This is a genomic window from Streptomyces sp. NPDC002499, assembly GCF_053595415.1.
In genome coordinates, this window is record NZ_JBSFXO010000001.1 from 608,941 (window position 1) to 635,862 (window position 26,922).

The window sequence follows — 26,922 nt, forward strand, 5'->3', positions numbered from 1 at the left end:
TAGATATCTTCGACCCCAGGGGAAGAGGTCGGCGTTCCGCTCTGGGTGAAGCCGCGGTCAGTTTTCTTTTTTCCGAAGGTTGTTGGGCATGGGATCCCGGACCCGGGGTACCCGCTCTGCGAAGGAACCGAGGCCGGCGGACCGCCGCCGGGCCGAGACTTTCGTGGGAGAGGTAATGGACACCGCCGTGAACCGGTCAAAGGCACAGGTCAGGGAGAGGACCGCCGGGACCAGCACGAGTGGCGCACCGCTGCCGGGAATCGCCGAGCCGCGGGCCGTCGCCCCGCGCGACGCGCGCGAGCTGTCCCGCCAGTTCTTCCAGCGACTCAGCGAACTGGAAGAGGGCACACAGGAGTTCCAGTACGCGCGCAACACGCTGATCGAGATGAACATGTCGTTGGTCCGCTTCGCCGCCGGGCGGTTCCGGGGGCGCGGGGACGACATGGAGGACATCGTCCAGACCGGGATGATCGGCCTGATCAAGGCGATCGACCGGTTCGAGCTGTCCAGGGAGGTCGAGTTCACGTCGTTCGCGCTCCCCTACATCGTCGGCGAGATCAAGCGGTTCTTCCGTGACACGACCTGGGCGGTGCACGTACCGCGCCGGCTCCAGGAGTTGCGCGTCGAGCTGGCCAAGGCCCGCGAGGAGCTCGCCAGCAGGCTGGACCGGGAGCCCTCGGTCGCCGAACTCGCGACGCTCATGAACATCTCCGAGAGCCAGGTCATCGAGGGCCAGATCGCCTCGAACGGCTACAACTCCTCGTCCCTGGACGCCGCGCTCACCGGCGACGGTGCGGAGGGCGGCGAGTCCGTCCTGGCCGACTTCATCGGCGTGGAGGAGGACGGGCTGCGACTCGTCGAGGACTGCCAGTCGCTCGCCCCGCTGATGGCCGAACTCGGCGAGCGCGACCGGCAGATCATCCACATGCGGTTCGTGGAGGAAGCCACCCAGGCGGAGATCGGCGAACGGCTCGGCTGCTCGCAGATGCATGTGTCGCGTCTGATCAAGCGGATCATCACGCGACTGCGCGAGGGCATGCTGGGCGAACTCGACTACGCCTGACGCACCCACACGCACAGGCCACACACAGACAAGACGCACACAGCGACCGTCTCAGCCGCCGACCGGGCGGCGGGACGGTCGCTCTGTCATCTTCTGCCGTCTGCCGCGCATCAGCTGCTCCGCAACAGCGGTCGGCTCACTCGCCGTTCAACGGCAGCACCGCGATCACGCGCTTGCCGACCGGCACCCGCTCGACGCTGATCCGGGCCGCCAGCGCGTGGACGATCTCCAGGCCGTGCCGGCCGATGCGCTGCGGGTCCCGTGGGAACCGGTGCGGGAGCGCGGCGCTGCTGTCGCAGACGCACACGGTCACCGCCGTGTCGGTGCCCTCCAGCTCCAGGATGTACGGCCCGTTGCTGTGCCGGTCGGCGTTGGTGACCAGTTCGCTCACGACGAGCAGCAGCTCGTCCCGGACGCGGTCCTCGATCATGGCGCACCACTCGGTCCGCAGTTGCTCGACGAAGAGCGCGGCGAAGGACCGCGCCTCGGCGATGCATCCCGGTTCACCCGTGTAGTGCGCGGCGCGCCGCAGCGGTTCCACGGGCACGTCGAACCCCGTCGGTACCACTGCCCCGCCCACGTGCTCGGTCATGCGTTTCTCTCTCGGAAGCCGGACTGGCCGGACGCTCTTGCACCAGTGCTCGTACCCCGAGTCGCGCCGCGCAGTCCCGGTGTGTCCCGTTCGTCTCAGAACGCCGGTGTGGTGGCGGACGACCCCGGAGCACTGTACGTCGACACATGCCCCGGCGCGGAGGAGTTCGCGGCCGTCGTGGAGGCCGTGTCCGCCGTGTCCGGGGCGAAGGGCTGTTCAGAGGCCGTGGACCCTGAGGAACCCGGCGACTCCGGCTCGCTGGTGGGCGGTTCGGAGGACGGCGTCTGCGAGGACGGGGCCGTCGACGTGGGCGGGCACGGGCTGCCCGAAGGGGTCGGGGTGCCGGGGCTCGCGGTGGGCGAGGAGACGCACGGGGACGGCGACGGCGACTCGGACGACGGGGTCGACGGCGACGAGGGCGTGGTCGGTGTGGACACGCTGACCGACGGGGAGGGGTGGTCCACCGGCGGCTTGGTGTGCTCGTCCTTGTGGCCCGTGTCGCCGCGGTGCCGGGCGATCCACTGGTCGTGGTGGGGGTCGTAGATCACGAAGATGTTGATGATCTGCGGCGCGGGGGTGACCACGACGACGTTCGAGGAGCGGTACGAGGCCCAGGAGTCGCCCGTCGGCTTCGGTGCGGTCTGCTGGGCGACGGGCGGGGTGAGCGGGTTGCCGCAGGCGCAGCGGACCCGGGGCACGCCGTGGCTGTCGACGAGGACGGCGGTGCCTGCCTGGAGGACGGCCTGGTAGCTCGTGGCGGCGCCGTTGCGGTAGCCGTGGTTGGTGACGCGGGTGTCCATGCGCAGTTGTACGGGCGTCAGCGAGCGCAGGTAGGTCGGGACCTCGGCGGGCTGGATGCCCTCGACCGAGGCGAAGGCCCGGTTCTTCGACGGGTTCGCCTGGAGGGACTTGATCTGCTTCTCCACGTCGCAGGCGGAGACGTTGAGGCTGCCGCCGTAGAGTCCGGCGGCGCCGCCGTCGACCCCGCGTACCGCGTTGGCGGGCGCCGATTCGGTGGCGGGGCTGGCGGAGACGGGGGCGGCCGAGCTGTCCTTGGCCGTCGACTTCGTGAACGGATCGGGGCCCGTCTTGGCCGCGGCCTGGAGGAAGACCTCGCCTCCGCTGCCCGAGGCGCTGTTCGAGCCGCTGTCGGAGCGGCTGAACACCAGGCCGAGCACCACGGCGGCCACCGCGACGGTGGCGATGATCGCGACCCGGGGCGCGGACTTCCACCAGGGGTGGTGGGGTTCCGGCGAGGGTGTGCCGCCGCTGCTGCCGGGTGGCTGGGAGGGCGGGCCCGAGGGCGGCTGGGAGGGGCCCGACAGGGGCCCTGAGGGCGGGCCCGTGGGGCGGCCGGATGACGGCGGTTCGACGCTCACGAGGTCTTCTTCCCGACGCGGTTCCTGCGGCTCGCCCCGAGTTGGCCGCAATGTCATGCCTTGTGCCCATTGTGTGCTCCGGTTCGGTGTCGCTCGCAAGCCGACGCGGACGGCCCTCCCGGCGGGCGGGCCGCGCCGAGGCTGTCTAGCGTGGCGAGAGTGAGCCTCCGAACCCCCTCCCACCAGGCATTCGCCCGCCACGGCTGGCTCCAGGCACTGGCCGCGGTACTGGCCCCGATCCTTGTGATGGGGGTCGTCGCGGCGCTGGGGCTGTGGGCGGCCGGGGCGTCGGATCTTCCGGACGGCGCCTTCCCGCGGGTGGTCGCGGCGACGGTGGTCACGGCGGTCGGCGGCACGATCGAGCTCTCCGGGAACGCCGGCGACCTCGCCGACACCAAGGCGGGCCTGACGGTCATCCCGCTCTCCGTGACCCTCGCCGGCGCTCTCGTCCTCGCCGCGGGTTTTCTACGACCGCTGCGGCACCGGGCGGTCGCCGGGGCGCCGGAGCTGGTCGGCTGGGCCGTCAGGCTCGCGGTGCTGTGGCTGCTCGCGCTGCTCGGCCTGGCCTTCGGCGCCCGCCAGACCTTCAAGCTCTCGGTCGGTGACAGCACGCTCGGCGATCTCGGCGACCTCCTGGACGCGTCGCCCGAGGTCGGCTTCACGACGGACGTGCCGCAGACCCTGTTCTTCGGCCTGCTGTGGCTGGCGGGCGTGCTGGTGCTGGCCCTGCTGGTCTCGCGCGGGGCACCGCTGCCGGGGCGGTTGCTGCGCTTCCAGGAATCGGTGCGCCCGGCCGCGTACGCCATGGTCGTCCTGCTTCTCGCGTACGTCGTTCTCGGCGTCCTCGTCGCGCTCGTCACCGCGGCGACGAAGGGGCATGCCCCCGAGACGCTCGCCGTGCTTCTCCTCGGTCTGCCCAACCTGGTCTGGCTCGCCTTCACGCTCGGCCTCGGTGTCACCTGGAGTGGCCGGGTGGAGGGACCGTTCGGCCTGCCCATGCCCCACGTCCTGGACGAGGTGTTGCGCACACCGGACGTCTCCACGCTCAACGTGCGCACCCTCGCCGAGCACGACGGCAACGTGTGGTGGCTGGTGGCCGTCGACGCGGTCCTGCTGCTGGCCGCGGCGTTCGTGATGGCCGCCCGTTCCCCGGCGCGGGTCCGCACCTGGCAGCACGCCTTGCACATGGCCGTCGCCCTGGCGCTGACGGTCCTGATGATCTGCCTGGTCGGCCGGATCTCCGCCCACTACGGACTCTCGGTCCTCGGCATCGGCGACCTGGGCGGCGGTCTGTCCGGGGACCTGTTCCTCAAGCCCAAGGTGTGGTCCGCGCTGGGCCTCGCCCTGGCGTGGGGACTGGTGGCGGGCTTCCTGGGCGCGCTCCTGGCGAAGCCTGTGCGGCGGCGGGGTGCGCGGGCCGGGCGTTAGCGGCGGCCTCCGAAGACCGGCGCCGCCCAGCGTGGCGGTGGTGCGGGGCGGTCCTCCCCCGGGGTCACCACGCGCAGGTCCACCTCGGTCGGTGGGTGGGCGTCCAGAAGTTCGCCGTTCGTGGCGGAGCGCAGGGCGGTGATGAAGGCGAGGCAGGAGTCGTGGCGGTCGTCGGGGGACTTGGCGAGGGCCTTGGCGAACACCGCGTCGACCGGTGCGGAGAGGTCGGGACGGGACTCGGTCAGCGGGGGCGGTTCGTCGTACTGGTGGGCCCACAGGAGGGCCATGTCGTCGTCGCGGCAGAAGGGCGGGCGGCCCGCCAGGGACTCGTAGACGACACAGGCCAGGCCGTAGACGTCGCAGCGGCCGTCGACGGGGCGGCCGGAGATCTGCTCGGGGGCCACGTAGTCGAGGGTGCCGACGAACTGGCCGACCGAGGTGAATCCGGTCAGCGACAGGGACTTCTTGGTCAGGCCGAAGTCGGTGAGGTAGACGTGCTCGGGGTGGTCGCTGTCGGTGCCGCGGGCGACCAGGATGTTGCCGGGTTTCACGTCCCGGTGGACCAGTCCGTGATCGTGCGCCGCGTCCAGCGCGGAGGCCACCTGCGCGGCGATGCGCAGGGCGGCGGGCGGCGCCAACGGGCCCTGGCGGTCCAGGAGATGACGCAGGTCGCTGCCTTCGACGTAGCGCATGGCGATGTATAGGACGCCGTCCGTCTCGCCCGCCTCGAAGACCGGCACGATGTGCGGGTGGTCGATGGCCGCGGCGGCCCGGGACTCGTGGGTGAAGCGGAGCCGGAAGGTGTCGTTGCGGGCGAGTTCCGGGGCGAGCAGTTTGAGCGCGACCGCGCGGTCCAGGCGCAGGTCGCGGGCCCGGTAGACGACGGCCATGCCACCCCGGCCGATCTCGCGCTCGATGCGGTAGCCGGCGACCTGCCGGCCGATCAGCTCGGAGGGGCGGCCCGAGAAAAGGCTCGTGTCACGGGCCATCGGGGCTCACGACCTGGGTGGGGGCGTGGCCGGGGTCCGGTGCCGCGGCGCGGGGTCCGTCGTCCGTGGCGTAGGTGCTCAGGCGGGTTCCGTCGCCGTAGACCCAGCGGCCGTGGTCGGTGTCGTAGAGCCACACGGACTCGCCGTCGACGACGATCCCGATCCGCAGTCCCCGCGTGCGGACGCGGAACGTCTCACCGTCGAGGCCGCCGCCGGCCAACTCCTCGACCGCACCCCGGTAGTGGGCCAGCGCCTGTTCGGCACGGGCGATGAGGGGGCGTGGGTCGGCCGTGCGGGCCTCGGGGTCGCCGGTGGTGGGCGGGTCCTGGGGTACCGCGACCAGGTGACGTCCGTCGACCCAGGCCGACCAGCCGTTGGCGCACTGGACGTGTCCCCAGTCGCCGCGCCGTTCGACGAGCTGGACCGGCAGCAGCGGATCGAGGGGCATGGTGGGGCGGGCCGGGTCGGGGGCCTCCCAGGCGGGCATGCCGTGCTGGGGGACGACGTGGGTGGGCCGGAAGCCGGGGGTCGTCATCGGGCGGCCACCCCTACTTCCGCATCACGGCGGGTTCGTGCCGGCGCAGCAGCCGGGAGACCGCCCAGCCGAAGACCGCCGACAGGACGATCAGCATGCCGATGTTGAGCAGCCACACTCCGGTCGAGTGCCGGAACAGCGGGTCGCCGGTCAGTTCACCCGGCACGATCCGGGACAGTCCGACGGTCCCGGCCATCGCACCGAGCGCCCAGCGGGAGGGCACCAGCCAGGACAGCTGCTCCAGGCCCGGCACACCGTCCAGCTTCAACAGGGCGCCGCAGAAGACGACTTGGACGATGGCGAGCAGCACCAGCAACGGCATCGTCACCTCCTCCTTGCGCACCAGCGCCGAGACCAACAGGCCGAGCATCATGGCGGTGAACGCCAACAGGGCCACGGCGACCGTGATTTCGACAAGGGGTGGCATCAACACGCCCTCGCCGCCGGGCGCGTTGAGGTCGACGCCGAGCAGCGCCACCAGGGTCAGTACGACCGCCTGGAGAACGGTGATCGTGCCGAGCACGACGACCTTCGACAGCAGGTACGCCGATCTGGACAGACCGACGGCCCGTTCGCGCTGGTAGATGGTGCGTTCCTTGACCAGCTCGCGCACGGCGTTGGCCGCGCCGGTGAGGACTCCGCCGACGCACAGGATGAGCAGCGCATTCATCGCGGTCTCCTGCGTCAGCTTGCTGCCCGCAAGGGCCCGGGCCATGGCGCCCATCACGAACGGCAGCGCGATCATGATGGCGAGGAAGGTACGGTCGGCGGCGAGGGCGGCGGTGTAGCGGCGGATCAGGGTGCGGAGTTGGGCACTTCGACTGCGTGGACGGGGCGGCGGGGTGAACACCACCGGGCCCGACCGATCCACGCGGGGCTGTGCGGAGGAGTCGGCGACGTACTGCCGGTGGAAGGGCGAGGCGTGGAAGTCGCCCGCCCAGTCGCGGTCGCGGTCCCGTTCGAAGGCCTCGAAGGCCTCCGGCCACTGCTCGAAGCCGAAGAAGGCGAGGGCGTCCTCGGGCGGGCCGTAGTAGGCGACCTTGCCGCCGGGGGCGAGGACGAGGAGCCGGTCGCAGACGTCGAGGCTCATGACACTGTGGGTGACGACGATGACCGTGCGGCCGTCGTCGGCGAGGCCGCGCAGCATGTGCATCACCGAGCGGTCCATGCCGGGGTCCAGGCCCGAGGTCGGCTCGTCCAGGAAGAGCAGGGACGGCTTGGTCAGCAGTTCCAGGGCCACGCTGACCCGCTTGCGCTGCCCGCCGGACAGACTGTGCACGTGCTGTCCGGCGCGCTCCTCCAGGCCCAGTTCGCGGATCACCTCGTCGACCCTGGCCCGCCGCTCGGCCTTCGCGGTGTCCTGCGGGAAGCGCAGTTCGGCGGCGTAGGACAGGGCGCTGCGGACGGTGAGCTGGGCATGCAGGATGTCGTCCTGGGGGACGAGGCCGATGCGCTGGCGCAGTTCTGCGTAGTCGCGGTAGAGGTCGCGGCCGTCGTAGAGGACGGTGCCGTGGTCGGCGGGGCGCTGTCCGGTGAGGGCACCCAGGAGCGTGGACTTCCCGGCGCCGCTGGGGCCGACGACCGCGAGCAGGCACTTCTCCCCCACCGGGAACGCCACGTGGTCGAGCAGGGTCTTGCGGCCCCGGTCGACGGCGACCGTGAGGCCCTGGACGTCGAGCGAGACCTCGCCGGTGTCGACGTACTCCTGGAGCTCGTCGCCCACCAGGCAGAACGCGGAGTGGCCGATGCCGACGATGTCGCCGGGGCCGAGCGGGGCGCGGGTGACGGGTGAGCCGTTGAGGAAGGTGCCGTTGTGGCTGCCCAGGTCGACGATCTCGTAGCTGCCGTCGGGCAGCGCGCGCAGCTCGGCGTGCCGGCGGGAGGCGACCAGGTCGTCGACGATCAGGTCGTTGTCCGGGCCGCGGCCGATGCGGACCGTGCGGGCGGGCAGCGGCCGTACGGTGGTCGGCTGGCGGAAGGTACTGGTGAGGCCCGGCATGGAGACCGCCGAGGGGCGTTCCGGGGCCGGCGCGGGGCGGTCGAGCAGGACGGCGCGGGGGCCGTCCGCGGGGTTGCCGAAGCGGATGACGCTGCCGGCGCCGACGCCCCACTCGTGGACGCGGCGGCCGTCCGCGTAGGTGCCGTTCGTGCTGTTCTCGTCCGCGAGGGTCCAGTGGTCGGCCTCGGGACGCAGCACCGCGTGGTGCCAGGAGACCCGGGCGTCATCGATGACGATGTCGCACATCGGGTCGCGACCGACGTGGTAGTCGTGGCTCGGACTCATCACCGTGGAGCCCGTGTCGGTCTCCAGGACGAGTTCGGGCGCGCTCGGCGCGATCACCCGCTCTGCCATGCGGGAAATTCTACCGATTCGCACCCATGTGCGCCCGGCGCGGGGAGCAGGCCGCCGGTCAGCCGACGGAGACGTACAGTCCGGGGCTCATCCGCTGCATGCGCAGGGCGTCGATGGACTCGGCCATCAGCTCGTACTCGGTGGTGTCGTCATAGAGGGCGATCCGCACCAGCCGTCCGGCGGCCAACTCGTTGGCCACCAGCTCCTGTTGGGTGACATCGCCGCACCAGGCGCGCAGCACGGCGGGTACGTCGAGCACGGTGGCGGCGACCGGGACGAGGGAGCTGGGCGGGAAGTGCTCGGCTTCGGGCAGGGGATCCAGACGGTCGGCGATCCAGTTCGCGCGGTCCCGCAGCCACCACAGGGCGAGGGCCAGGGTGGGGGCGCGGTAGGTGCCCAGGGGTACGCCGATGCGCTCGCCCGCGCAGGTGCCGTATGCCGTCACGTGGCATAAGAACTCGTCATGCACGTTCGCTCCCCCGTCGCTTCCTACGCCTGCCGGCAGGCCTCGCTTTCGGTGCGGCTCATGTGCTGTGCTGCGGTGTCGCTCTGGGTTTACCCAACTGCTGTGCGTGATCGGTTCTTCGCCCGATGTGAAGTTCCTTACAGTTGAGTATGTTCACTTGCGAAACACTGTCACCATGGATTTCCGGCCACTCTCCTGGCATATTCACAGGTCGAGTTGGCCGAAATGTGATGGGTCCCGTCATTACCCGAGAGGTAATCGACGTCCGGCGCACGGCCGGGCAGGGTGGTTGTACCGGGTCGCCGAGAGCGCGGCCACGGGTCCTGACCAGCAACGACCACCTCGATGGAGGCTGATCGCCATGTCCGCGAACACCGACCGTTACGAGCTTGCCGCCGCCCGTTACTTCGAGGCCTGGAACGCGGGCGAACCCGAGGAGTTGGCGAAGGCGGTCGCCACCGCGTGGGCCGCGGACGGAGGCTACACGGACCCGCTGGTCGACGTCAGCGGGCACGAACAGATCGCGGCCGTGATCGCGGGGGCGCACGAGCAGTTCCCCGGGTTCTCCTTCAAGCTCGCCGGCGCGGTGGACGGTCACCATGAAACCGCCCGGTTCGCCTGGGAGTTGGTGAACGAGGCCGACGGCTCGGCGCCGGTGGCGGGCTTCGACGTGATCACGCTGGACGCGGACGGGCGGATCCGTTCCGTGCTCGGTTTCCTGGACCGGGTGCCCGCCGGGGCCTGAGGGCCGGCGTCCGCGATGAGTTTTCCCGCTCCCGGTGGTCTCTTGAGTACACGGCAGAGCACACGGCCGCGTACCCGGCCGCCGGGAGCGAGGAGACGATCATGACGACGACCGAGAAGCTGGCCGAGGAGTTCACCGCGGTCCTGGTCAAGAGCCCGAACGAAGGCGGCTGGACCTATCTGGTCTGGCCGCGGTCGGTGGAGTTCTTCGGCACCCGCGGGCTGGTCAAGGTGCGCGGCACGATCGACGGACATCCGTTCCGCAGCTCGTTCATGGCACTGGGCGACGGCACGCACAAGCTGCCCGTGAAGGCCGAGCTGCGCAAGGCCATCGGCAAGACGGATGGCGACCGGGTGACCGTACGCCTCGAAGAGCGGCTCAACTCCTAGCCGCGGCCTCCTCCCGCACCGCTGCCGCTTCCTCCCGGTACCGCCGCGGCCCCACGCCGACCGTCCGCTTGAAGGCGTTGCTGAAGGCGCTCTCGGAGGTGTAGCCGACGGTGCGGGCGAGTTCCGCCACGGGGGCGGTGTCCTGCCGCAGGGACCGCGCGGCCAGGCTCATGCGCCAGTTCAGCAGATACGTCAGGGGCGGCACCCCGGCCGCCTCCTTGAACCGTACGGCGAACGTGGTGCGGGACATCGCGGCCGCCCGGGCCAGCTCCGCCAACTGCCAAGGGTGGGCCGGGTCTTCGTGCATCAGGCGCAGCGCCGGGGCGAGCCGTTCGTCGGCCAGCGCGCGCAGCCAGCCGGGCGGCAGCCCCTCCGCCTCGGCCAGGCAGACCCGCATCACCTGGACGAACATCAGCTGCGAGAGGTGGTCCGAGGCGAACTCGACCCCGGCGCGGCGCGTGCTCATCTCCTCCGCCAGCTGCCCGATCAGCCACCGCAGCGCCCCGGCCTCGGCCATGTCGGCCCGTACGTGCACGAGTTCCGGCAGCGCCCGGCGCAGCAGGTCGCCGCGGTCGCGGCTCAGGTCGATGTGCCCGGACACGCAGACGACGTCCGCCTCGCCGTCGCCGAGCCGGGCCATGCGGGTGACCGGGTCGACGGTGACGTCGGCGGAGTCCAGCGGCCGGATGCCGGGCCGGCTGCACAGGACGTACGGCTTCGCGCCGTCGGAGACCACGACGTCGCCCTCGGCGAGCCGCACGGGTTCGCCGCCCGCCTCGCGCAGCAGCCGGCACTCGCCCCGCACCACGGCGTTCACCTTCAGCCGGTCGCGGCCGCGCAGGTTGATCGCCCAGTCCCCGCCGGCCGTGAAACCTCCGGACAGCACACTGCGGGCGTCGGCGACGGCGAGGGCGTCGGACAGCGGGTCTGCGGACATGCTCGAACTATCACGCAAGTAATGCGGATCCTCAAGCATTCATCGTGCGGATCCGGCGTCCTACGGTGGTCGGGAAGGCTCACATCGAGGAGAGACCAGACATGACCACCGCACAACGTCCCTTGGGTTCCGGCTTCGGTGCCGCGTCCACCGCCGAGGACGTGATCAAGGGGATCGATCTGACCGGCAAGGTCGCGATCGTCACCGGCGGCTACTCCGGCATCGGGCTTGAGACGGCCCGCGTCCTGCGGGGCGCCGGCGCCGAGGTCGTCGTACCCGCCCGGGATCCGGAGCGGGCCGCCGCCGCGCTCAAGGACGTGCCCGGAGTGGAGGTCGCGCACCTGGACCTGCTGGATCCGGCGTCGGTCGACGCCTTCGCGGAGAAGTTCCTGGCGTCCGGACGGCCGCTACACATCCTGGTCAACAGCGCCGGGATCATGGCGACCCCGCTGACGCGGGACGCGCGCGGGTACGAGGTGCAGTTCGCGACGAACCATCTGGGGCACTTCCAGCTGGTGGCCCGGCTGTGGCCCGCCCTGGTGGCAGCCCGGGGCGCACGGGTCGTCTCGGTCTCGTCGCGGGGCTTCCGCTTCGCCGGCGTCGACTTCGACGACCTGAACTTCGAGCACCGGCCCTACGAGCCCTTCGTCGCCTACGGCCAGTCGAAGACGGCCAACGCGCTCTTCGCCGTGGAGCTGGACCGGCGCGGACGGGCCGAGGGCGTACGGGCCTTCTCCGTGCACCCGGGCACGATCATCGACACCGGGCTCGCCAAGCACATCTCCGACGACGTCATCCGCGCGGCCGGAGCCGTCGACGAGGAGGGCCGCCCGGTCCGCGACCCCGCCCGGCAGCTGAAGACGATCGAGCAGGGCGCGGCCACCAGTGTCTGGTGCGCGACCAGCCCTCAGCTCGACGGGCTGGGCGGGGACTATTGCGAGAACTGCGACATCAGCCCACTGGTGGCCGCCGCGGACGAGGACGCCTGGCGGGCCGGTGCGGAGACGCCCGGCGTCCTCGGTTACGCCGTCGACCCGGTGGCGGCGGCCCGCCTCTGGGAGGTCAGCGAGCGGCTTACTGCTTGACGATCGCGTCGATGCGGGCCAGCTCGTCGGCGTCGAAGTCCAGGTTGCGGGTGGTCGCGACGCTGTCCTCGATCTGCTGCGGGCTGCTCGCGCCGACCAGCGCGGAGGTCACCCGGCCGCCGCGCAGCACCCAGGCCAGGGCCAGCTGGGCGAGGGTCTGACCGCGACCCTTGGCGATGTCGTCGAGGGCGCGCAGCCGGCCCACCAGGTCCTCGGTGACCGCGTCCGAGTTCAGGAACGGGCTGTCGCTCGCCGCCCGGGAGCCCTCGGGGATGCCATCGAGGTAGCGGGAGCTGAGCAGGCCCTGCTCCAGCGGGGAGAAGACGATGGAGCCGACCTTCAGCTCGTCGAGGGCGTCGAGCAGGCCCTCGTCCTCGGGACGCCGGTCGAGCATCGAGTAGCGCGGCTGGTGGATCAGCAGCGGGGTGCCCAGCTCGCCGAGGATGCGGGCGGCCTCGCGGGTCTGCTCGGCCGAGTAGTTGGAAAGGCCGACGTAGAGCGCCTTGCCCTGCTGGACCGCCGTGTGCAGGGCGCCCATCGTCTCCTCGAGGGGAGTCTCCGGGTCCGGGCGGTGCGAGTAGAAGATGTCGACGTAGTCCAGACCCATGCGGCTCAGGCTCTGGTCGAGCGAGGACAGCACGTACTTGCGGGAGCCCCACTCGCCGTACGGGCCCGGCCACATCAGATAGCCGGCCTTGGTGGAGATCACCAGCTCGTCCCGGAGGCCCCCGAAGTCCGCCGTCAGCGCCTCACCCAGGGCGGACTCGGCGGCGCCGGGCGGCGGGCCGTAGTTGTTGGCCAGGTCGAAGTGCGTGACGCCCAGGTCGAAGGCGCGGCGCAGGATGGCCCGCTGGGTCTCGACGGGACGGTCGGGCCCGAAGTTGTGCCACAGGCCGAGCGAGATCGCGGGAAGCTTCAGGCCGCTGCGTCCGGTGCGCCGGTAGGGCATGTCCGCGTAGCGGTCGGGGTGTGCGGTGTACAACGCGACTCCAGAGGGGTTGGCACACGAAAAGACGGTTCCGGGGAACCGGGTACCCACTCTCGCGCGACCTGCGGGCAGTGGTCCAACAGGAGAATCCGATGGAACTCAGCGGCTAGGCTTCTCAATCATGGAACTGCGCCATCTCCAGCATTTCGTCGCGGTCGCCGAGGACCAGCACTTCACCCGGGCCGCCGAACGCCTTCTGGTGTCCCAGTCGGGCCTGTCCGCCTCGATCCGGGCCTTGGAGCGGGAGCTTCAGACGCCTCTCTTCGTCCGGACCACGCGCCGGGTGACGCTGACGGAGGCGGGGCGGGCCCTGCTGGGCGAGGCGGAGCGGATCCTCGCCCAGGTGCGGTCGGCGCACGAGGCGGTCGCGGCCGTGCAGGGGGTGCTGCGGGGCACGCTCGCGCTGGGCACCGAGCAGTGCATCGCCGGCGTGCACGTGGCGGAGCTGCTCGCCGCGTTCCGGCACCGGCACCCGGACGTCGAGATCAGGCTGCGGCAGGCGGGCTCGGGCGAGCTGGCCGAGGAGGTCGCGGCCGGGCGTCTCGACCTCGCCTTCGCCTACCGGACACAGGCGGACACCGACCAGCTGCGCTCGGTGGCGCTGACCGCCGAGCCGATGACGGTGCTGTGCCATCCGACCCACCGGCTGGCGCGGGACGGCGCGGCCGTCACCCCGGAGGACCTCGGCGGCGAGGTGTTCGTCGACTTCCACCCGGACTGGGGCCCGCGCCGCACCACCGACACCGCTTTCGCCGCCGCCGGCGTGCGGCGCACGGTCGCGCTGGAGGTGAACGACGTGCACAGCCTCCTGGACCTGGTGGACGAGAACCTCGGCGTGGCCGTCGTGCCCCGGCACTTCCGGCACAAGCGGGACCGGCTCACCGCGCTGCCCGTGAAGGGCACCGGCGAGACGGTCTACGAGACCGTGGCGCTGCTGCCCCCGCCCCAGGCGACCAGTCCGGCGGCCCGGGCGCTGATGACCCTGCTGGAGACGAGCAGGCTCGAAACGGGTGGGCTGGAAACTGAGCGGCCGCAACAGGGGGTCTAGCACCACCCCCGGAGGGTGTTCACCCCTCCTGACCGGGCCCGTTCCTGATCGCAGACTCGTGACTGTTCCTCACGACAACTGCGATCAGGAGTACGGGACATGAGCGACCACACACGACGGAACGTACTGCGCGGCGCGGCGGCGATCACGGCTGCGGGCGGGCTCATCGGCACGGGAAGCCTCCAAGCGTCGGCAGTTGCCCGGCAGCCCCAACTTCAACAGGAGGTGACGACGCGTCACTTTCCGTTCCTGGAGGGCGCGTTCAAGCCGGTCACCGAAGAGCTGACCGCCTTCGACCTGCCGGTCACCGGGCGCATCCCGCGCGACCTCGACGGCCGGTACCTGCGCAACGGCCCGAACGTGCTGGGCCTGGAGGACCCACGGGCCCATCACTGGATGCTCGGCGACGGCATGGTGCACGGCGTGCGACTGCGGGACGGCCGCGCCGAGTGGTACCGCAACCGGTGGATCCGCTCCTCACAGGTCGCGAAGAAGCTGGGCGAGCCCTACCCCCGCCCGGTACCGCCGGACGACTTCCCCTCCAACACCCATGTGATCCCCTACCGGGGCCGGATCCTCGCGCTCCAGGAGAGCGGGCCGCTGCCGTACGAACTCGACCACGAGCTCAACACCGTGGGCACGTACGACTTCCGGGGCACGCTGGAGGGTGCCTTCACCGCGCACACCAAGTTCGACGCGGTGGCCGGGGAGCTGCACGCGATCGCCTACTACCCGACCTGGGACCACGTCCGGCACCAGGTCATCGACCACACCGGACGGGTCGTACGCACCACCCGGATCCCGGTGGCGGACGCGCCGATGATGCACGACTTCGCGCTCACCGAGAAGTACGTCGTGATCTTCGACGTGCCCATCACCTTCGACCCGGCGGCGGCCGAACGCGGCGACATCGTGCCCTACATCTGGAACGACCAACACCCCATGCGGGTCGGCCTGTTGCCGCGCAAGGGCGGCGCCGTGCGCTGGTTCGAAGTGGATCCGGTGTACTACTCGCACACCCTCAACGCCTACGACGAGGGCTCGTCCGTGGTCGTCGACATGACGACCTACCCGGCACCCTTCTACGTCGCGGGACGCGGCGCCGACGGCCCCTACGGCGCGGGTACCGCCTCACTGGAGCGCTGGACGATCGACGTGCCGGGCGGGCGGGTGCAGACCCGGACGATCGACGACCGGCCGCAGGAATTCCCGCGCGTCCGCGAGGAGTTGGTGTCGCGTCGGCACCGGTACGCGTACACGGCGGCGTCGGCCGAGATGACAGCGGCGTACCTGGCCGTGGACGGCAACCCGCCGCCGGACAGCGCGTTCAGCAACGCCCTGATCAAGCACGACCTGTTGCGCGGGACCACCCAGGTCCACCGGCTGCCGCGCGGCGCGGCGGCGGGCGAGGCCGTGTTCGTGCCCCGCCGGGGCGCCAAGGCAGAGGACGACGGCTACGCGATCGCGTACGCGCACAACCCGGACCGCGGGGCGGCCGACCTGGTGATCCTCGCCGCGCAGGACTTCACGGGCAAACCGTTGGCGCGGATCCACCTGCCGGGGCGCGTGCCGCTGGGTTTCCACGGGAGCTGGATTCCGGACGCGTGAGCGATCGGGATTTGCGAGGGTGGGGGCATGCATGCAAAGGACATCCTCATCGACTCCTACAGCCGCATCCAGGAAGAGGTCCACAACGCGGTCGAAGGGCTCGACCCCGGCCTCCTCAACACCCGTCCCACGCCCGACGCCAACTCCATCTCCTGGCTCGTCTGGCATCTCACCCGCGTCCAGGACGACCACGTCGCCGACGCCTTCAGTATCGAGCAGGTCTGGCTCACCCAGGACTGGGAGAAGCGGTTCGCGCTCGACCTGCCCCGTCACGACATCGGCTACGGCCACAGCGCCGCGAAGGTCGCCAAGGTGCGGGTCGACGACGGCGAACTGCTGACCGGCTACTACGACGCCGTCCACGCGCAGACCCTCACCGTGCTGCGCGATCTGGCCGCCGAGGACCTCGAACGCGTCGTGGACGAGCGCTGGGACCCGCCGGTCACCCTCGGGGTGCGGCTGGTCAGCGTCCTGTCCGACGATCTCCAGCACGTCGGACAGGCCGCCTATCTGCGGGGCATGCTTCAGAGCGAGGCGGAGTAACCCGGCAGGACCACGTCCTCGATGAGGGACCTGCGCTCGTCGAACGGGATGAACGCGCTCTTGACCGCGTTCACCGTGACCGCGCGCAGGTCCTCGACCGTCCAGCCGGCCTCGTCGACCAGCAGCGACATCTCCCGGGTCATCGTCGTACCGGACACCAGCCGGTTGTCGGTGTTGAGGGTGACCCGGAAGCCGAGGTTCTTCAACTCGGTGATCGGGTGCTCGGCGATCGAAGTGGCGGCGCCGGTCTGGAGGTTGGAGGTCGGGCACATCTCCAGGGCGATCCGGCGGTCGCGGACCCAGCCGGCGAGCCGGCCGAGCTTGCCGTCGACGATGTCCTCGGTGATGCGGACGCCGTGCCCGATGCGCTGGGCGCCGCAGACCTGGAGCGCCTGGTGGATGCTGGGCAGTCCGTGCGCCTCACCGGCGTGGATGGTGAAGGGCACGCTCTCGCGGCGCAGTCGCTCGAAGGCGTCGAGGTGGTCGGCGGGCGGGAAGCCGTCCTCGGCGCCGGCGATGTCGAAGCCGACGACACCCGCGTCCCGGAACGCCACGGCCAGGTCGGCCGCCTCACCGACCCGGTCGAACATCCGCATCCCGCACAGCAGCGTGCCGACCCGCACCGGGGTGCCCGCGGCCGCCGCCTTGGCCATGCCCGCCGCGAGCCCCTCCTGGACGGTCTCGACGACCTCGGCGAGGGCGAGCCCGCCCTTGGTGTTCAGCTCGGGGGCGTAGCGCACCTCGGCATAGACCACACCGTCCGCCGCCAGGTCGAGGACGTACTCCTCGGCCGTGCGCAGCAGGCCCTCGCGGGTCTGCATCACGGCGAGGGTGTGCTCGAAGGTGGCGATGTAGCGCACCAGGTCGCCGGAGTTCGCGGCCTCGAAGTACCAGGCGGCCAGCTCGTCCGGGTCGGTGGTGGGCAGGGTGTGACCGATCTCCGCCGCGAGCTCCACCACGGTGGCGGGACGCAGGCCGCCGTCGAGGTGGTCGTGCAGGACGGCCTTGGGCAGGCGGCGGATGACGTCGGCGTCTATGCGCGTAGAAGACATGTGGGGTCGTTCCTCGGTCGTTCGGTGAGCGGGTTCGGGTCGGGCGGGGAGCGGGGCGGATCAGGCGCTGGGCGAGGGCGGATCAGGCCGCGGGCTGGAGCAGGTCCCAGCGGTTGCCGTACAGGTCCTGGAAGACGGCGACGGAGCCGTAGCTCTCGTGCCGGGGTTCCTCCAGGAACGTCACACCGGCGGCGAGCATCCGGGCGTGGTCGCGGGCGAAGTCGTCGGTGTGCAGGAAGAACCCGACGCGTCCGCCGGTCTGGTCCCCGACCCTGGCGCCCTGCGCCTCGTCCTTGGCGCGGGCCAGCAGGAGCCCCGTGCCGGTGCCGTCCGTCCCGGGCTCGACGACGACCCAGCGGGAACCGTCCGGCCGCGCCTCGTCCTCGACCAGCCGGAATCCGAGGGCCTCGGTGTAGAAGCGGATCGCCTCGTCGTAGTCGTCGACGACGAGGGTGACCAGGGCGATGCGTCTCATCGGGGCCTCTCTGTGCGGGTGCGCGGGCGATTGACGGGTGAGGTTATACGTAAAACGCGGCGCAGGACAAGTGTATGCCCCGCGGGTCGTCCGACCGGCGGGGCAGCCTGGGAGAAGCGGAGGTCAGTCGGCGTAGAACAGCCGGGCGGGAGAGTCGACCAGGATCTGCCTGCGGTCGGCCTCCTCGGGTGCCCAGTCGGCGAGCAGGTCGAGCAGTTCGCCGGTGTCCCGCTGTCCGTCGGTCAGGTGCGGCCAGTCCGAGCCCCACACGAGACGGTCGGGGCGGGCGGCCACGAGCGCCCGGCCGAGGGGTGCGACGGTGGACAGCGGCTGGTCCTTGGCGATGCGGTAGGGACCGGAGAGCTTGATGTAGCAGCTGCCCCCGTCCAGGACCCGCACCAGCCGGTCGAAGTCCGCCCGGGTCAGCCCGTCCGACTCCTTCATGTATCCCATGTGGTCGATGACGAAGGTGTCCTCGAGGTCGGCGAAGAACGGCAGCAGATCCCGTACGACCGTCCCCGGCGTGTAGAACTGAAGGTGCCAGCCGCGCGGACGTGCCCGGTCGGCCATCCTGCGGACGTACGCGATGATGTCCGCGGTCGGCCAGGACGCCCGGGCGAACAGGTCGAGCCGGATCGCCCGCACCCCCAGTTCGTGGTACGCGCCCAACTCCCTGTCGGTGGCGTCCTCTTCGATGCGCACGACACCGCGGCAGCGCGGGCCGACCTTCTTCAGGACGTCGACGAGCAGGCTGTTGTCGGTGCCGTAGTACGTGGGCTGTACGAGGACCATGCGCTCGATGCCGAGCCATTCCGTCATCCGCAGGTACTGCTGGAGCGTGCCGTCGGGGAATCCGTACAGCGGGTCGGGGACCGTCGGATACCCGGGCTCGAAGACGTGGAAGTGGGTGTCGCAGCTGTTGGGCGGCACCTTGAACCGGGGCCTGGTGTTGCTCTCGGCGGCGCGCATGGGGGTCGGCTGGGGGAGGTCTGCGGTCATCGTCGGTCCTTAGTGTCGGGGGAACGCGGCGAGTGCCTGCTGGGCGTGCGCGTGGGCGGCCTCGAAGAGCAGGGCGCTGTCGGTGCCGGTGATGCGCAGCGGGCTGACGCCCAGGGGGACGAGGGTGTCGAGGAGCGCGGGGTCGCCGATGCCGCCGAGCACCATGAGCTTGCCGTGCTTGCGGCAGGCGTCCGCCAGCGTCTCCACGGCATCGCGGACGCGCGGGTCGCCGTACTGTCCCGGCACGCCCAGTTCGGCGGTGTAGTCGTTGGCGCCGAGGGCGAGCATGTCCACGCCGTCGAGGGCGGCGATCTCGTCCGCGTTGGCGATGCCGGCCGGTGTCTCCAGGAGGATCTGGACGATCGTGGTGTCGTCGAGTGCGGGGTTGAGGTCCCGTGCGGGTGTGGGACGCATGCCCAGTTGGGGGACCATGTTGGTCTGCGAACGCTGACCGCGGGGCGCGAACCGGCAGGCGCGGGCGACGTCCCATGCCTCCTCGACCGTCTCCACGCGGGGTGCGATGATCCCGTGCGCGCCGCCGTCGAGGAGGCGGCCGATCATTCCGTACTCGCGCTCGGGGACCCGGACCAGTGCCGTGAGGCCGAGGCTGTCGGCGGCCGTGCACAACTGGGCGGCGGTGTCGGTCGACATGGTGGAGTGTTCGAGGTCGACGAGGATGCTGTGGTGTCCGCTGGAGCGGGCGATGTGGACGACGTCGAGGGTCCGGCCGGTGCGGACGGTGAGCATGAGGGTGGGTTCGCCGGCGTGCAGACGCTCCAGGAATCCTTCGGAGGAAGGGAGTTGAGGCATGGATTCGGTCGCTTTCGGGTCAGGCCGCCGCGGAGACGGAGCCGTAGGCGGGGTAGGGCTCGTCGTCGAGACCGGGGACGGTGAGGGCGCGCGGGTCGTTGCCGTGCTCGATGAGCTGCTGGGCCGCGTAGTCGGTGACCGCGCCGGACAGCAGCTGGCGCGGGTCCTCCATGACCAGCCGCAGCCGCGTGACGAGGGTGAACCAGTCCTTGGGCGAACGGATGCGGGGCTGTTCGGTGATGACCTCGTCGGCCCGTGAGACCGTCCGTTCGCCCAGGAGCCCGGGCCGGTCGTCGCCGGGCGAGAAGGCCGGGTAGCCCTCGAACATCGACCCGCCCAGCTCGACCGTCACCCGGGTGCCGGCCCACAGTTGCCGCAACACCGGCTCCAGGGCCCGCACTTCGCTGAGGTCTCCCCCGGTGGGCGTGGCGAAGCCGCGGGCGTGCGGGGCGATGTAGAGGCGGTCCAGCGGCAGGGTGTGCCGCGAGGCGGCCAGGACGGTGCCGGCGACGCCGTTGGTGCGCCAGGTGACGCCGGCGGTGGGGCGCCCGATCTGGCCGACGACGACCACCATGGTGCGGGCCCAGTCGATGTCCTGGTCGTCGCACCAGGCGATGAGCCGGTGCGCGTTGTCCATCCCGACCAGGAAGAACGTGGCGACCATGATCCGGTTGAAGGACACCGGGAGTTCAGGGTTGCCGTCCTCCAAGTACTCCTCGCGCAGCGTCCGGTGGTCGAGCCAGGACGGGTCGGTCAGGGCGCGCACGAGGTACCGCTCGGTCACGGCGCAGGCGTAGTCGACCATCGTCGCGATGGACTCTTCGCGGCCCCGGTGGGCGACCGCCGCGATCCGGTCGCGCCACAGCGCCGTGCTGTTGGCGGCCCGGGAACGGCGTACCTGATGCAGCAGGTTCTCGGCGTCGGCCTGCCACACGCCGCCGGGGTCGTGGCGGTGCAGTTCGACGAGCGAGGCCAGGGCCGTGCCCAGGTGGGAGACGGCGGCCAGTTCCTTGAAGCCGCGGTTGCTGAGCCGGTAGGGCAGGACCGTCGGCGGCCGTCCGTCACCCGGGTACAGGGCCATGTCGGCGCCGGTCACCACCAGCAGGGGATCACGCTCGTGGGACCGGGCCGCCGCCGTGCGCAGATGCGCTCCGATGGAGTGGGGGCCGGCGGTGTACGCGGTGAACAGGTCGATGAGTTCGCGACTCTCGTGCTCGGACAAGTCGATCTCTCCTTCGCGGGGCGGGCGCTTCGGTCCGCGCGGCGGTGGACCGTCGGCGGGGCGGCGGTTTCGGTCGGCGAAGCGACGGGCCGCCGGCAGGGCGGCGGCTTCAGTCGGCGAAGCGGTAGACACGGCTCTCGGCGGCGAAGCGCAGATCGGCCGACAGCGCGTTGGTCTGCACGATCAACGGGCCCGTCGCGCCCGGGAGTACGGCGATGTCGGTGCCGCCGGTCGTCGGGAACTCCTCGACCACGTCCAGTCGGTCCCCGTCCCAGCGGTAGAGCTGTGACATCAGCGCGGCCGTGGGATCGGCCGGTGTGCCGTGGATGAAGTTGACGCGGATCAGGTAGAGCGCGCGGTCGGTGCGCAGGACGGCGAGTTCACGGGCGCCCGCGCCGGTGAGTTTCTGGTGCTCCACGAACCGGTCGGCGGCGGGATCCCAGCGCAGGACCTGCGAGCCGTCGTCGATGCGGGCCACCGCGAGGTACGTCCCGTTGCCGGCGGGATCGTCGAAGGTGGCGAAGGCCCGGCCGGCCACGGGGGCGAGCGTCTGGTGCGGCACGAACCGGGTCCCGTCCCAGCGGTACAGGACGCTGGGGTCCACATGGTCGGCGTGGGCGAGCATGGTGTGGCCGCCGACCGTGAACGCGTGCCAGTTGTACCCCCAGCGCGAGGGGATGTCCTGGAAGTGCGTGAAGCGGGTGCCGTCCCAGGCGTAGATGACCGAGGGGCGGTTCTGGTCGGCGAGGTGCGGGAGCGCGACGCCCTGCGCGAGGGCGAGGAAGTGCCGGCCGTCGACGGTGAAGTGCTTCCACTGTTTCGCGGCGAACCCGTCGAAGGCCTGGAAGGGCACGAACCGGATGCCGTCCCACTCGTGGAGCATGGAGCTGATGGCGTACTCGTAGGGCCCGGCACCGTTGCGGATGCTCGCCACGGCGAGGAAGGACCGGTCCCCGATCGTGAAGAACTCGGCGTCCTCCCCACCGGGGTCCGGGAGACTCCCCCACGGCTCGAACCGGTCGCCTTCCCGGCGCAGCAGCAGGGTCTCGGTCTCGCTGTCGCCGCCGTTCATGTGGGCGGGGCTGCCGGGGACGTCGTAGGCGAGTTGGGGGATCGCGAGGAGGTCCAGGCCGCCGACGGTGAAGGGTTGGGCGGCGCGGGCGCCGGAGGCCGGGATGGTCTGGATCAGGTTCAGGTGGGTGCTGGTCATGACGCTTCCTGCCGGGGTGGGGCTCCGAAGAACAGCTGGGCCATGTGCGGGTCGGCGAGCAGGGCGTCGGCGGCGCCGGTGTGCAGGACCCGGCCGCCCTCCATGACGACGGCGTGGTCGGCGAGAGTGAGGCCGAAGCGCACGTTCTGCTCGACCATCAGGACGGTGACGCCCGCCTTGTTGAGGGTGGTGACGGAGTCGGCGAGCTGTTTGCTCGCCTTGGGGTCGAGCCCGAGGGTCGGCTCGTCGAGGAGGACGACCTTGGGGCGCAGCATGAGGGCGCGCGCGAACTCGACGGTGCGGCGCTGACCGCCGGACAGCGACGCGGCCTTGTCGTCCGCGCGTTCGGCGACGAGCGGGTACAACTCGGCGATCTCCTCGTACCGTTGCCGGTTGCGGGCCCGCTCCTTGCGGTTGACGTACGCGCCGAGCATGACGTTCTCGCGCACGCTCAGGGACGGGAACAGCCCGTGGTGCTGGGGCACTTGGACGACACCGCGGCGCAGGATCTCCGCGGGTGGCCGGCCGCCGATCTCCTCGTCGCCGAGCAGCACTTGGCCCGCGCGCGGGCGCAGCAGTCCGCTGCACGCCTTGAGGACGGTGGACTTGCCCGCGCCATTGGGTCCGACGATGCAGGTGATGGCGGACTCGGCGACGGTGAAGTCGACGCCGCGCAGGATGTCGCCGGCGCGTCCGTAGCCGACCACCAGGTCCTTGAAGGTGATCATGCGGTGGCTCCAGAGGTCGCCGGGTTGGTGCCCGGTCCCGGCGTGTGGTCGCCGAGGTAGGCGTCCAGCACGGCGGGGTCCTGTTCGATCCGTCCGGGCGGGCCGCTCGCGATGACGTGCCCCTGCGCCAGGACGTGGATGTGGTCGCACAGCGACAGCACCAGCGGCATGTTGTGCTCGACGATCAGTACGGTCGTGCCGGCCTCGTCGAGCTTGCGGATGATGTCGCCGAGCCGTTCCACGAGGGCCGGGTTGATACCGGCGGCCGGTTCGTCGAGCAGCAGCAACTCGGGCTCCAGCATCAGCGATTGGGCGAGTTCGACGAGCTTCTGCTGCCCGTACGACAGATCGCCCGCGCGGTGTTCGGCGTAGGCCGCCATGCCGACGAAGTCGAGCCACTCGCGGGCCCGGACCGCTTCCTTGCCGCTGATCGCCGAGGCGGCGAGACCGGTCGTGGAGAACGAGCGGCTGGGCACGGCGAGGTTCTCCAGCGCGGTGAGCTGCGGGAAGACCCTGGTCGCCTGGAAGGTGCGGGCGAGTCCGGCGTGCGCGCGCTGCCAGCGCGGCAGCCGGTCGATGCGCCGCTCGCCCAGCTGGATGGTGCCCTGGTCGGCGGCGAGCGAGCCGTCGAGGAGGTTGAACACCGTTGTCTTTCCCGACCCGTTGGGCCCGATCAGCCCGGTGATCGAGCCGCGCTCGACGGTGAACGAGCAACCGTCCACCGCTCGCACCCCGCCGAAGGACTTGCTCAGATCCGTCACCCGCAGCAGCGGCGCCTCGGCCGTCACAGGGGCCCGGTCGCGGACCAGCGCGGTGGCGGGCAGGTGGGCGGGGACCGGGGTCAGTCGGGTGCCGGCCTTCGCCTGCGGCCCGGTGCGGCGCCTGCGGGCCAGCCAGGCAGCGCCCTCGGTGAGCACGCCCTTGGGGAAGAAGAGGACGATGGCCGCGAGCAGGGCCCCGTAGATGATCAGCCGCCAGGAACCCGCGTCCGGTCCGCTGAGGGTCTGGTTGGTGAGCTGGTTCAGCGGCTCCAGCATGAAGGCGCCGAGCACCGGCCCCCACAGCGTGCCCACCCCGCCGAGGTGCGCGGCGAGCACGATCTGCATCGCGATGATGATGTCGAACATCGCCGCCGGTTCGAGGAAGGCGATGTAGTAGCCGTAGATCCCGCCGGCGACCCCGATCGGGAAGGCGCTGGCCGCGAAGGCGAACATCTTGTAGCGGTCGGTGCGTAGTCCGATGCCGTCGGCCTTCGACTCGTCGTCGCGCAGCGCCATCAGGCCGATGCCGAACTTGGAGCGGCGGATCGCCCACGAACCCCACACGGTCAGCATCAGCAGGACCAACAGGTAGTAGTAGAAGGGCCAGTTGAGGTAGGCGCGGTCCCAACTCGGCAGCGGCAGCGCGAGTCCGTGGTTGCCGTTGGTCAGCGAGCCCCAGTTGGAGACCACGAGGGACATGAACTCCAGGAAGGCGAAGCTGATGATGACGAAGGCGATGCCCCGGGTGCGCCGGCCGACGAGACCCAGCAGGAGGGCGGAGGCCGCCGCGACGACACCGCCCACGGGTGCCGCGAGCAGCGGGGAGACACCGGTGTGGATCGAGATCAGGGCGGTGGTGTAGGCGCCGACGCCGAGGAAGGCGCTCTGTCCCAGGGAGATGTAGCCGGCGTAGCCCGAGATGATGTTCCAGCCGGACGCCATGACGGCCAGCAGGAACGCCATGATCGCCATGTTCTGCACGTAGGCGTTGTCGTTGACGAGCGGGAGGACGGCGAGGCCGACGGCGGCCAGGCCGATTCCGTAGATGCGCAGGCGGTTGATGGTCATGCGCGGCTCATGTCCTCTCGCAGCCGGGCACCCAGCAGGCCCTGCGGGCGGACCACGAGCACCACGATGATGGCCAGGTACGGGACTCCCGCGGCCCAGTCGGGGGCGATGTAGGTGGAGGTCAGCGACTCGGCGAGGGCGATGGCAAGGGCGCCCAGCACGCTGCCGGCCAGACTGCCCATGCCGCCGAGCACGATGATCGACAGCCCGAGGCCGATCCAGTGGTCGGCCGAGCTCGGCATGAACGGGTACAGCACGCTCAGCAGCGTGCCGCCCGCCCCCGCCGCCGCCACGCCGAGCGCGTAGGCGGCGGCCCAGACGGTGCGGACCTCGATGCCGATGAGCCGGGCGCCCTCCGCGCTGGAGGCGGTGGCCTGGATGGACCGCCCGAGCCAGGTGCGGCGCAGCAGCAGGTACAGCCCGGTGAGCACCAGGGCCGCGACCAGGCAGGCGTACACCTGGGCCTGCGGGAACTTCAGCCCGAGGACCGAGAAGGAGCGGTTGGCGTAGCCCGGCGTGACCGACTTCGGTTCGTTTCCCCAGATCAGCGCGATGACGCCCTTGATGACGAGGGTGAGCCCGAAGGTCGTGACCAGCGCCATCGACGGATCGGTGGTCCGCGACCGCTCGATGAAGACGTAGTACGTGGCCCAGCCGACGACCAGCAGACAGGGCGTCGTGATGAACACCAGGAGCAGCGGGTCGATGCCGGTGGCGTCCCACAGGGTGTACGTGAGGTACGCGCTGAGGATGAGCATGCCGCCCTGGGCGAGGTTGACGACCTTCATCACGCCGAAGATCAGGGTCATGCCGGAGGCCGCGAGGGAGTACACGCCCCCGATCAGGAGTCCCAGGATCAGCGTCTGGAGCAGTTCGCTCACGAGGACCACCCGGGCTTGGGGTTGACCACCGTGTCCACGGTCTTCTGGCCGGCCGGCGCGACGAACTCGAACTTCCCGCCCTGCCACTGGGCCAGCAGCATGTTGCCGTCGGGCACACCGCGCTCGTCCCACTTCAGCGGGCCCACGATGGTCTGCACGGTGTGCGAGTGCAGCCAGTCGGCGAGCTTGTCCTGGTCGAGGCTGCCGACGGCCTCGACCGCGGCTTCCAGCACCTGACCTGCCGTGTACGCGTTCGCCGCGTCGTCGCCGGGCGCCGCGCCGTAGGCCTTCGTGTACGCCGCGACGAACTCGGCGTTGCCCTTGTAGTCGGCCTTCGGGCTCCAGGCGGCGGAGGTGAAGATGCCTTCGGTGTTCTTCTCGCCGATCGCCTTGGGGTAGGACCCGATGAGGCTCGGGGCGTTGGTCTGGAACATCATCTTGGGGCTGAACTGCTGCTTCTGCAGGGCCTTGACCAGGCCCGCGCCGTCGCCCGCCGTGACCGCGCCATGGATGATCAGGTCGGGCTTCTTGCGGGCGATGGCGCTGGCGATGGGGTCGAAGTTGACGGTCTCGGGCGCGTACTTCTCGCTGTAGACCGTCTTCACGCCGAGCGCGGTCAGCTCCTTGCGGAACTCCTCGATGGTGACGTCGGTGTTCGGGTCGTCCTGCGTGGGATAGGCCGCGGTCTTGGGCCGCTGGTCGGCCGGCAGCGACTTGATGTACTGGACGAACTGGTCCGGCAGGTCGAGCGAGGTGCTGGGCTGGGCGAAGAACAGGTAGTCGTAGCCGCGGGTGAAGATCTCCTCGGCGCCGCCGGAGGGCTCGACGTAGAGCATCTTGTTGCGCTCGGCCACCGCCGAGGCCGGCAGGTTGAGCTTGGAGGAGAAGGTTCCGAGCAGCAGGTCGGAGCGCTCCTGGCTGATGAGGCGGTTGTAGTTGGTGACGACGGTGTTCTGGTCGAAGCCGTCGTCGAGCACTTTCAGCTCGACCTTGCGGCCCAACAGGCCGCCCTTGTCGTTCTGTTGGTCGAGCCACACCTTGTAGCCCTCGTACGCCGGCTTGGAGGCGTCGGCGACCGGGCCCGACAGCGGCAGCGAGGCGCCGATCTTGATGGAACCGCTGCTCGATCCCGTCCCCGAGCCGCACGCCGTGGCGAGCAGCAGTACCGCCGCGGTCGCGCTGAGCAGGGCGGTGGGTCGTCCGCTTCGGCCGAATCCTGGCATGACATTCACCTCGAATTGGTGATCGTGATGGCGAGACGGAAGGCGGCGACCGGAAGCGGTGACGGCTCGTCAGATTCGGTTCCGGAGGCGACCGTTGGCGCATGTCCCGTGCGCGTTGAGCGTCTCCCCGGACGTGCGGACACGCCCGGTGGTGAGTCCTTCGGCCGGGGCCGCCCGCAGGCGCCCTTGCCGCTGATGTGCAATGTATACATTGCACGCGAAGACTCGACAAGGGCTCGGACAAGGGTTGCCGCAAAAGGCTCGGACGACCTGGCGGCGCGGTTGCGCGAGGCCCGGGGCGCCGAGGGCATGGGTGCGGGCCGGGCTCGGCGCTCGGCCGGACCC

At 70.8% G+C, this 26,922-nt stretch carries 26 protein-coding genes; 8 read left to right on the top strand and 18 right to left on the bottom strand.

What is annotated here, in order from left to right; all coding sequences use genetic code 11:
- Positions 1-175: 175 nt before the first annotated feature.
- Positions 176-1,063 carry an RNA polymerase sigma factor SigF gene (locus ACWD5F_RS02745; protein ID WP_451250385.1) on the top strand — a complete coding sequence of 296 codons (888 nt, stop codon included), beginning with the start codon at positions 176-178 and terminating at the stop codon, positions 1,061-1,063.
- A gap of 136 nt (positions 1,064-1,199) precedes the next feature.
- Here ACWD5F_RS02745 and ACWD5F_RS02750 read toward each other — a convergent pair whose 3' ends face one another.
- Together ACWD5F_RS02750 and ACWD5F_RS02755 are read right to left on the bottom strand one after the other, a co-directional pair.
- Positions 1,200-1,655: an ATP-binding protein gene (locus tag ACWD5F_RS02750; RefSeq protein ID WP_451250387.1), complete on the bottom strand. Its 456-nt coding sequence runs from the start codon at positions 1,653-1,655 to the stop codon at positions 1,200-1,202.
- A 95-nt stretch (positions 1,656-1,750) separates the two neighbouring features.
- On the bottom strand, positions 1,751-3,034 hold the full coding sequence (locus ACWD5F_RS02755; protein WP_451250389.1) for a DUF6777 domain-containing protein: 1,284 nt from the start codon (positions 3,032-3,034) through the stop codon (positions 1,751-1,753).
- A gap of 159 nt (positions 3,035-3,193) precedes the next feature.
- On the opposite strand from ACWD5F_RS02755, the gene ACWD5F_RS02760 reads away from it, so the two are divergent.
- Positions 3,194-4,462, top strand: a complete 1,269-nt coding sequence (locus tag ACWD5F_RS02760; protein ID WP_451250390.1) for a streptophobe family protein — start codon at positions 3,194-3,196, stop codon at positions 4,460-4,462.
- On the opposite strand, the gene ACWD5F_RS02765 is transcribed toward ACWD5F_RS02760, so the two are convergent.
- Genes ACWD5F_RS02765 through ACWD5F_RS02780 form a run of 4 tightly spaced genes read right to left on the bottom strand, consistent with a single transcriptional unit; the run spans position 4,459 to position 8,808 of the window.
- Positions 4,459-5,451 carry a serine/threonine-protein kinase gene (locus ACWD5F_RS02765; protein ID WP_451250392.1) on the bottom strand — a complete coding sequence of 331 codons (993 nt, stop codon included), beginning with the start codon at positions 5,449-5,451 and terminating at the stop codon, positions 4,459-4,461. The two genes, ACWD5F_RS02760 and ACWD5F_RS02765, sit on opposite strands and share 4 nt — an antisense overlap.
- A complete protein-coding gene (locus ACWD5F_RS02770; protein WP_451250394.1) occupies positions 5,441-5,986 on the bottom strand; it encodes a hypothetical protein in 546 nt (181 codons plus the stop codon). Before ACWD5F_RS02770 ends, ACWD5F_RS02765 begins: the two co-directional genes overlap by 11 nt.
- Before the next feature lie 13 nt (positions 5,987-5,999).
- Positions 6,000-8,339 carry an FHA domain-containing protein gene (locus ACWD5F_RS02775; protein ID WP_451250396.1) on the bottom strand — a complete coding sequence of 780 codons (2,340 nt, stop codon included), beginning with the start codon at positions 8,337-8,339 and terminating at the stop codon, positions 6,000-6,002.
- Positions 8,340-8,397: 58 nt separating this feature from the next.
- Positions 8,398-8,808 carry a hypothetical protein gene (locus tag ACWD5F_RS02780; protein WP_451250398.1) on the bottom strand — a complete coding sequence of 137 codons (411 nt, stop codon included), beginning with the start codon at positions 8,806-8,808 and terminating at the stop codon, positions 8,398-8,400.
- Positions 8,809-9,166: 358 nt separating this feature from the next.
- Between ACWD5F_RS02780 and ACWD5F_RS02785 the strand changes: the two genes are divergently transcribed.
- Positions 9,167-9,550, top strand: a complete 384-nt coding sequence (locus ACWD5F_RS02785) for a nuclear transport factor 2 family protein (RefSeq protein WP_451250400.1) — start codon at positions 9,167-9,169, stop codon at positions 9,548-9,550.
- Positions 9,551-9,651: 101 nt separating this feature from the next.
- Positions 9,652-9,939, top strand: coding sequence for a DUF1905 domain-containing protein (locus tag ACWD5F_RS02790; RefSeq protein ID WP_451250402.1), 288 nt, complete (start codon positions 9,652-9,654; stop codon positions 9,937-9,939).
- On the opposite strand, the gene ACWD5F_RS02795 is transcribed toward ACWD5F_RS02790, so the two are convergent.
- Positions 9,929-10,876 carry an AraC family transcriptional regulator gene (locus ACWD5F_RS02795; protein ID WP_451250404.1) on the bottom strand — a complete coding sequence of 316 codons (948 nt, stop codon included), beginning with the start codon at positions 10,874-10,876 and terminating at the stop codon, positions 9,929-9,931. The genes ACWD5F_RS02790 and ACWD5F_RS02795 overlap by 11 nt on opposite strands.
- Before the next feature lie 101 nt (positions 10,877-10,977).
- Here ACWD5F_RS02795 and ACWD5F_RS02800 point away from each other — a divergent pair, with 101 nt between their 5' ends.
- Complete coding sequence (locus ACWD5F_RS02800) at positions 10,978-11,961, top strand: oxidoreductase (protein WP_451250406.1); 984 nt, start codon at positions 10,978-10,980, stop codon at positions 11,959-11,961.
- On the opposite strand, the gene ACWD5F_RS02805 is transcribed toward ACWD5F_RS02800, so the two are convergent.
- On the bottom strand, positions 11,951-12,943 hold the full coding sequence (locus ACWD5F_RS02805; RefSeq protein WP_401723658.1) for an aldo/keto reductase: 993 nt from the start codon (positions 12,941-12,943) through the stop codon (positions 11,951-11,953). The genes ACWD5F_RS02800 and ACWD5F_RS02805 overlap by 11 nt on opposite strands.
- A gap of 127 nt (positions 12,944-13,070) precedes the next feature.
- Here ACWD5F_RS02805 and ACWD5F_RS02810 point away from each other — a divergent pair, with 127 nt between their 5' ends.
- The 3 genes from ACWD5F_RS02810 to ACWD5F_RS02820 all read left to right on the top strand — a co-directional run bounded on the left by ACWD5F_RS02810 (position 13,071) and on the right by ACWD5F_RS02820 (position 16,148).
- On the top strand, positions 13,071-13,997 hold the full coding sequence (locus ACWD5F_RS02810; protein ID WP_451250408.1) for a LysR substrate-binding domain-containing protein: 927 nt from the start codon (positions 13,071-13,073) through the stop codon (positions 13,995-13,997).
- Between the two features lie 99 nt (positions 13,998-14,096).
- The gene (locus ACWD5F_RS02815; RefSeq protein ID WP_451250410.1) at positions 14,097-15,605 is read left to right on the top strand and encodes a carotenoid oxygenase family protein; all 1,509 of its coding nucleotides are present in this window, start codon (positions 14,097-14,099) and stop codon (positions 15,603-15,605) included.
- A gap of 27 nt (positions 15,606-15,632) precedes the next feature.
- Complete coding sequence (locus ACWD5F_RS02820; RefSeq protein ID WP_451250412.1) at positions 15,633-16,148, top strand: mycothiol transferase; 516 nt, start codon at positions 15,633-15,635, stop codon at positions 16,146-16,148.
- Here the strand turns inward: ACWD5F_RS02820 and ACWD5F_RS02825 are convergent.
- The 10 genes from ACWD5F_RS02825 to ACWD5F_RS02870 all read right to left on the bottom strand — a co-directional run bounded on the left by ACWD5F_RS02825 (position 16,130) and on the right by ACWD5F_RS02870 (position 26,577).
- Positions 16,130-17,200, bottom strand: a complete 1,071-nt coding sequence (locus ACWD5F_RS02825) for an adenosine deaminase (RefSeq protein WP_401723647.1) — start codon at positions 17,198-17,200, stop codon at positions 16,130-16,132. The two genes, ACWD5F_RS02820 and ACWD5F_RS02825, sit on opposite strands and share 19 nt — an antisense overlap.
- A gap of 82 nt (positions 17,201-17,282) precedes the next feature.
- Positions 17,283-17,675 carry a VOC family protein gene (locus ACWD5F_RS02830; RefSeq protein ID WP_451250414.1) on the bottom strand — a complete coding sequence of 131 codons (393 nt, stop codon included), beginning with the start codon at positions 17,673-17,675 and terminating at the stop codon, positions 17,283-17,285.
- A gap of 123 nt (positions 17,676-17,798) precedes the next feature.
- The gene (locus tag ACWD5F_RS02835; protein ID WP_451250416.1) at positions 17,799-18,674 is read right to left on the bottom strand and encodes an amidohydrolase family protein; all 876 of its coding nucleotides are present in this window, start codon (positions 18,672-18,674) and stop codon (positions 17,799-17,801) included.
- A 9-nt stretch (positions 18,675-18,683) separates the two neighbouring features.
- Positions 18,684-19,484: an HpcH/HpaI aldolase family protein gene (locus tag ACWD5F_RS02840; protein ID WP_451250418.1), complete on the bottom strand. Its 801-nt coding sequence runs from the start codon at positions 19,482-19,484 to the stop codon at positions 18,684-18,686.
- A 19-nt stretch (positions 19,485-19,503) separates the two neighbouring features.
- The gene (locus ACWD5F_RS02845; RefSeq protein ID WP_451250420.1) at positions 19,504-20,706 is read right to left on the bottom strand and encodes a DUF5624 domain-containing protein; all 1,203 of its coding nucleotides are present in this window, start codon (positions 20,704-20,706) and stop codon (positions 19,504-19,506) included.
- 109 nt (positions 20,707-20,815) lie between these two features.
- Positions 20,816-21,916 carry a hypothetical protein gene (locus ACWD5F_RS02850; RefSeq protein ID WP_451250422.1) on the bottom strand — a complete coding sequence of 367 codons (1,101 nt, stop codon included), beginning with the start codon at positions 21,914-21,916 and terminating at the stop codon, positions 20,816-20,818.
- Positions 21,913-22,644 (bottom strand): ABC transporter ATP-binding protein, encoded by a 732-nt coding sequence (locus ACWD5F_RS02855; protein WP_451250424.1) that lies wholly within the window; start codon positions 22,642-22,644, stop codon positions 21,913-21,915. The genes ACWD5F_RS02850 and ACWD5F_RS02855 overlap by 4 nt, the downstream gene beginning before the upstream one ends.
- The gene (locus tag ACWD5F_RS02860) at positions 22,641-24,473 is read right to left on the bottom strand and encodes a branched-chain amino acid ABC transporter ATP-binding protein/permease (protein WP_451250426.1); all 1,833 of its coding nucleotides are present in this window, start codon (positions 24,471-24,473) and stop codon (positions 22,641-22,643) included. Before ACWD5F_RS02860 ends, ACWD5F_RS02855 begins: the two co-directional genes overlap by 4 nt.
- Entirely contained in the window at positions 24,470-25,354 is an 885-nt protein-coding gene (locus tag ACWD5F_RS02865) for a branched-chain amino acid ABC transporter permease (RefSeq protein WP_401723626.1), read from the bottom strand. Before ACWD5F_RS02865 ends, ACWD5F_RS02860 begins: the two co-directional genes overlap by 4 nt.
- On the bottom strand, positions 25,351-26,577 hold the full coding sequence (locus tag ACWD5F_RS02870) for an amino acid ABC transporter substrate-binding protein (protein WP_451250428.1): 1,227 nt from the start codon (positions 26,575-26,577) through the stop codon (positions 25,351-25,353). Before ACWD5F_RS02870 ends, ACWD5F_RS02865 begins: the two co-directional genes overlap by 4 nt.
- Positions 26,578-26,922: the final 345 nt, after the last annotated feature.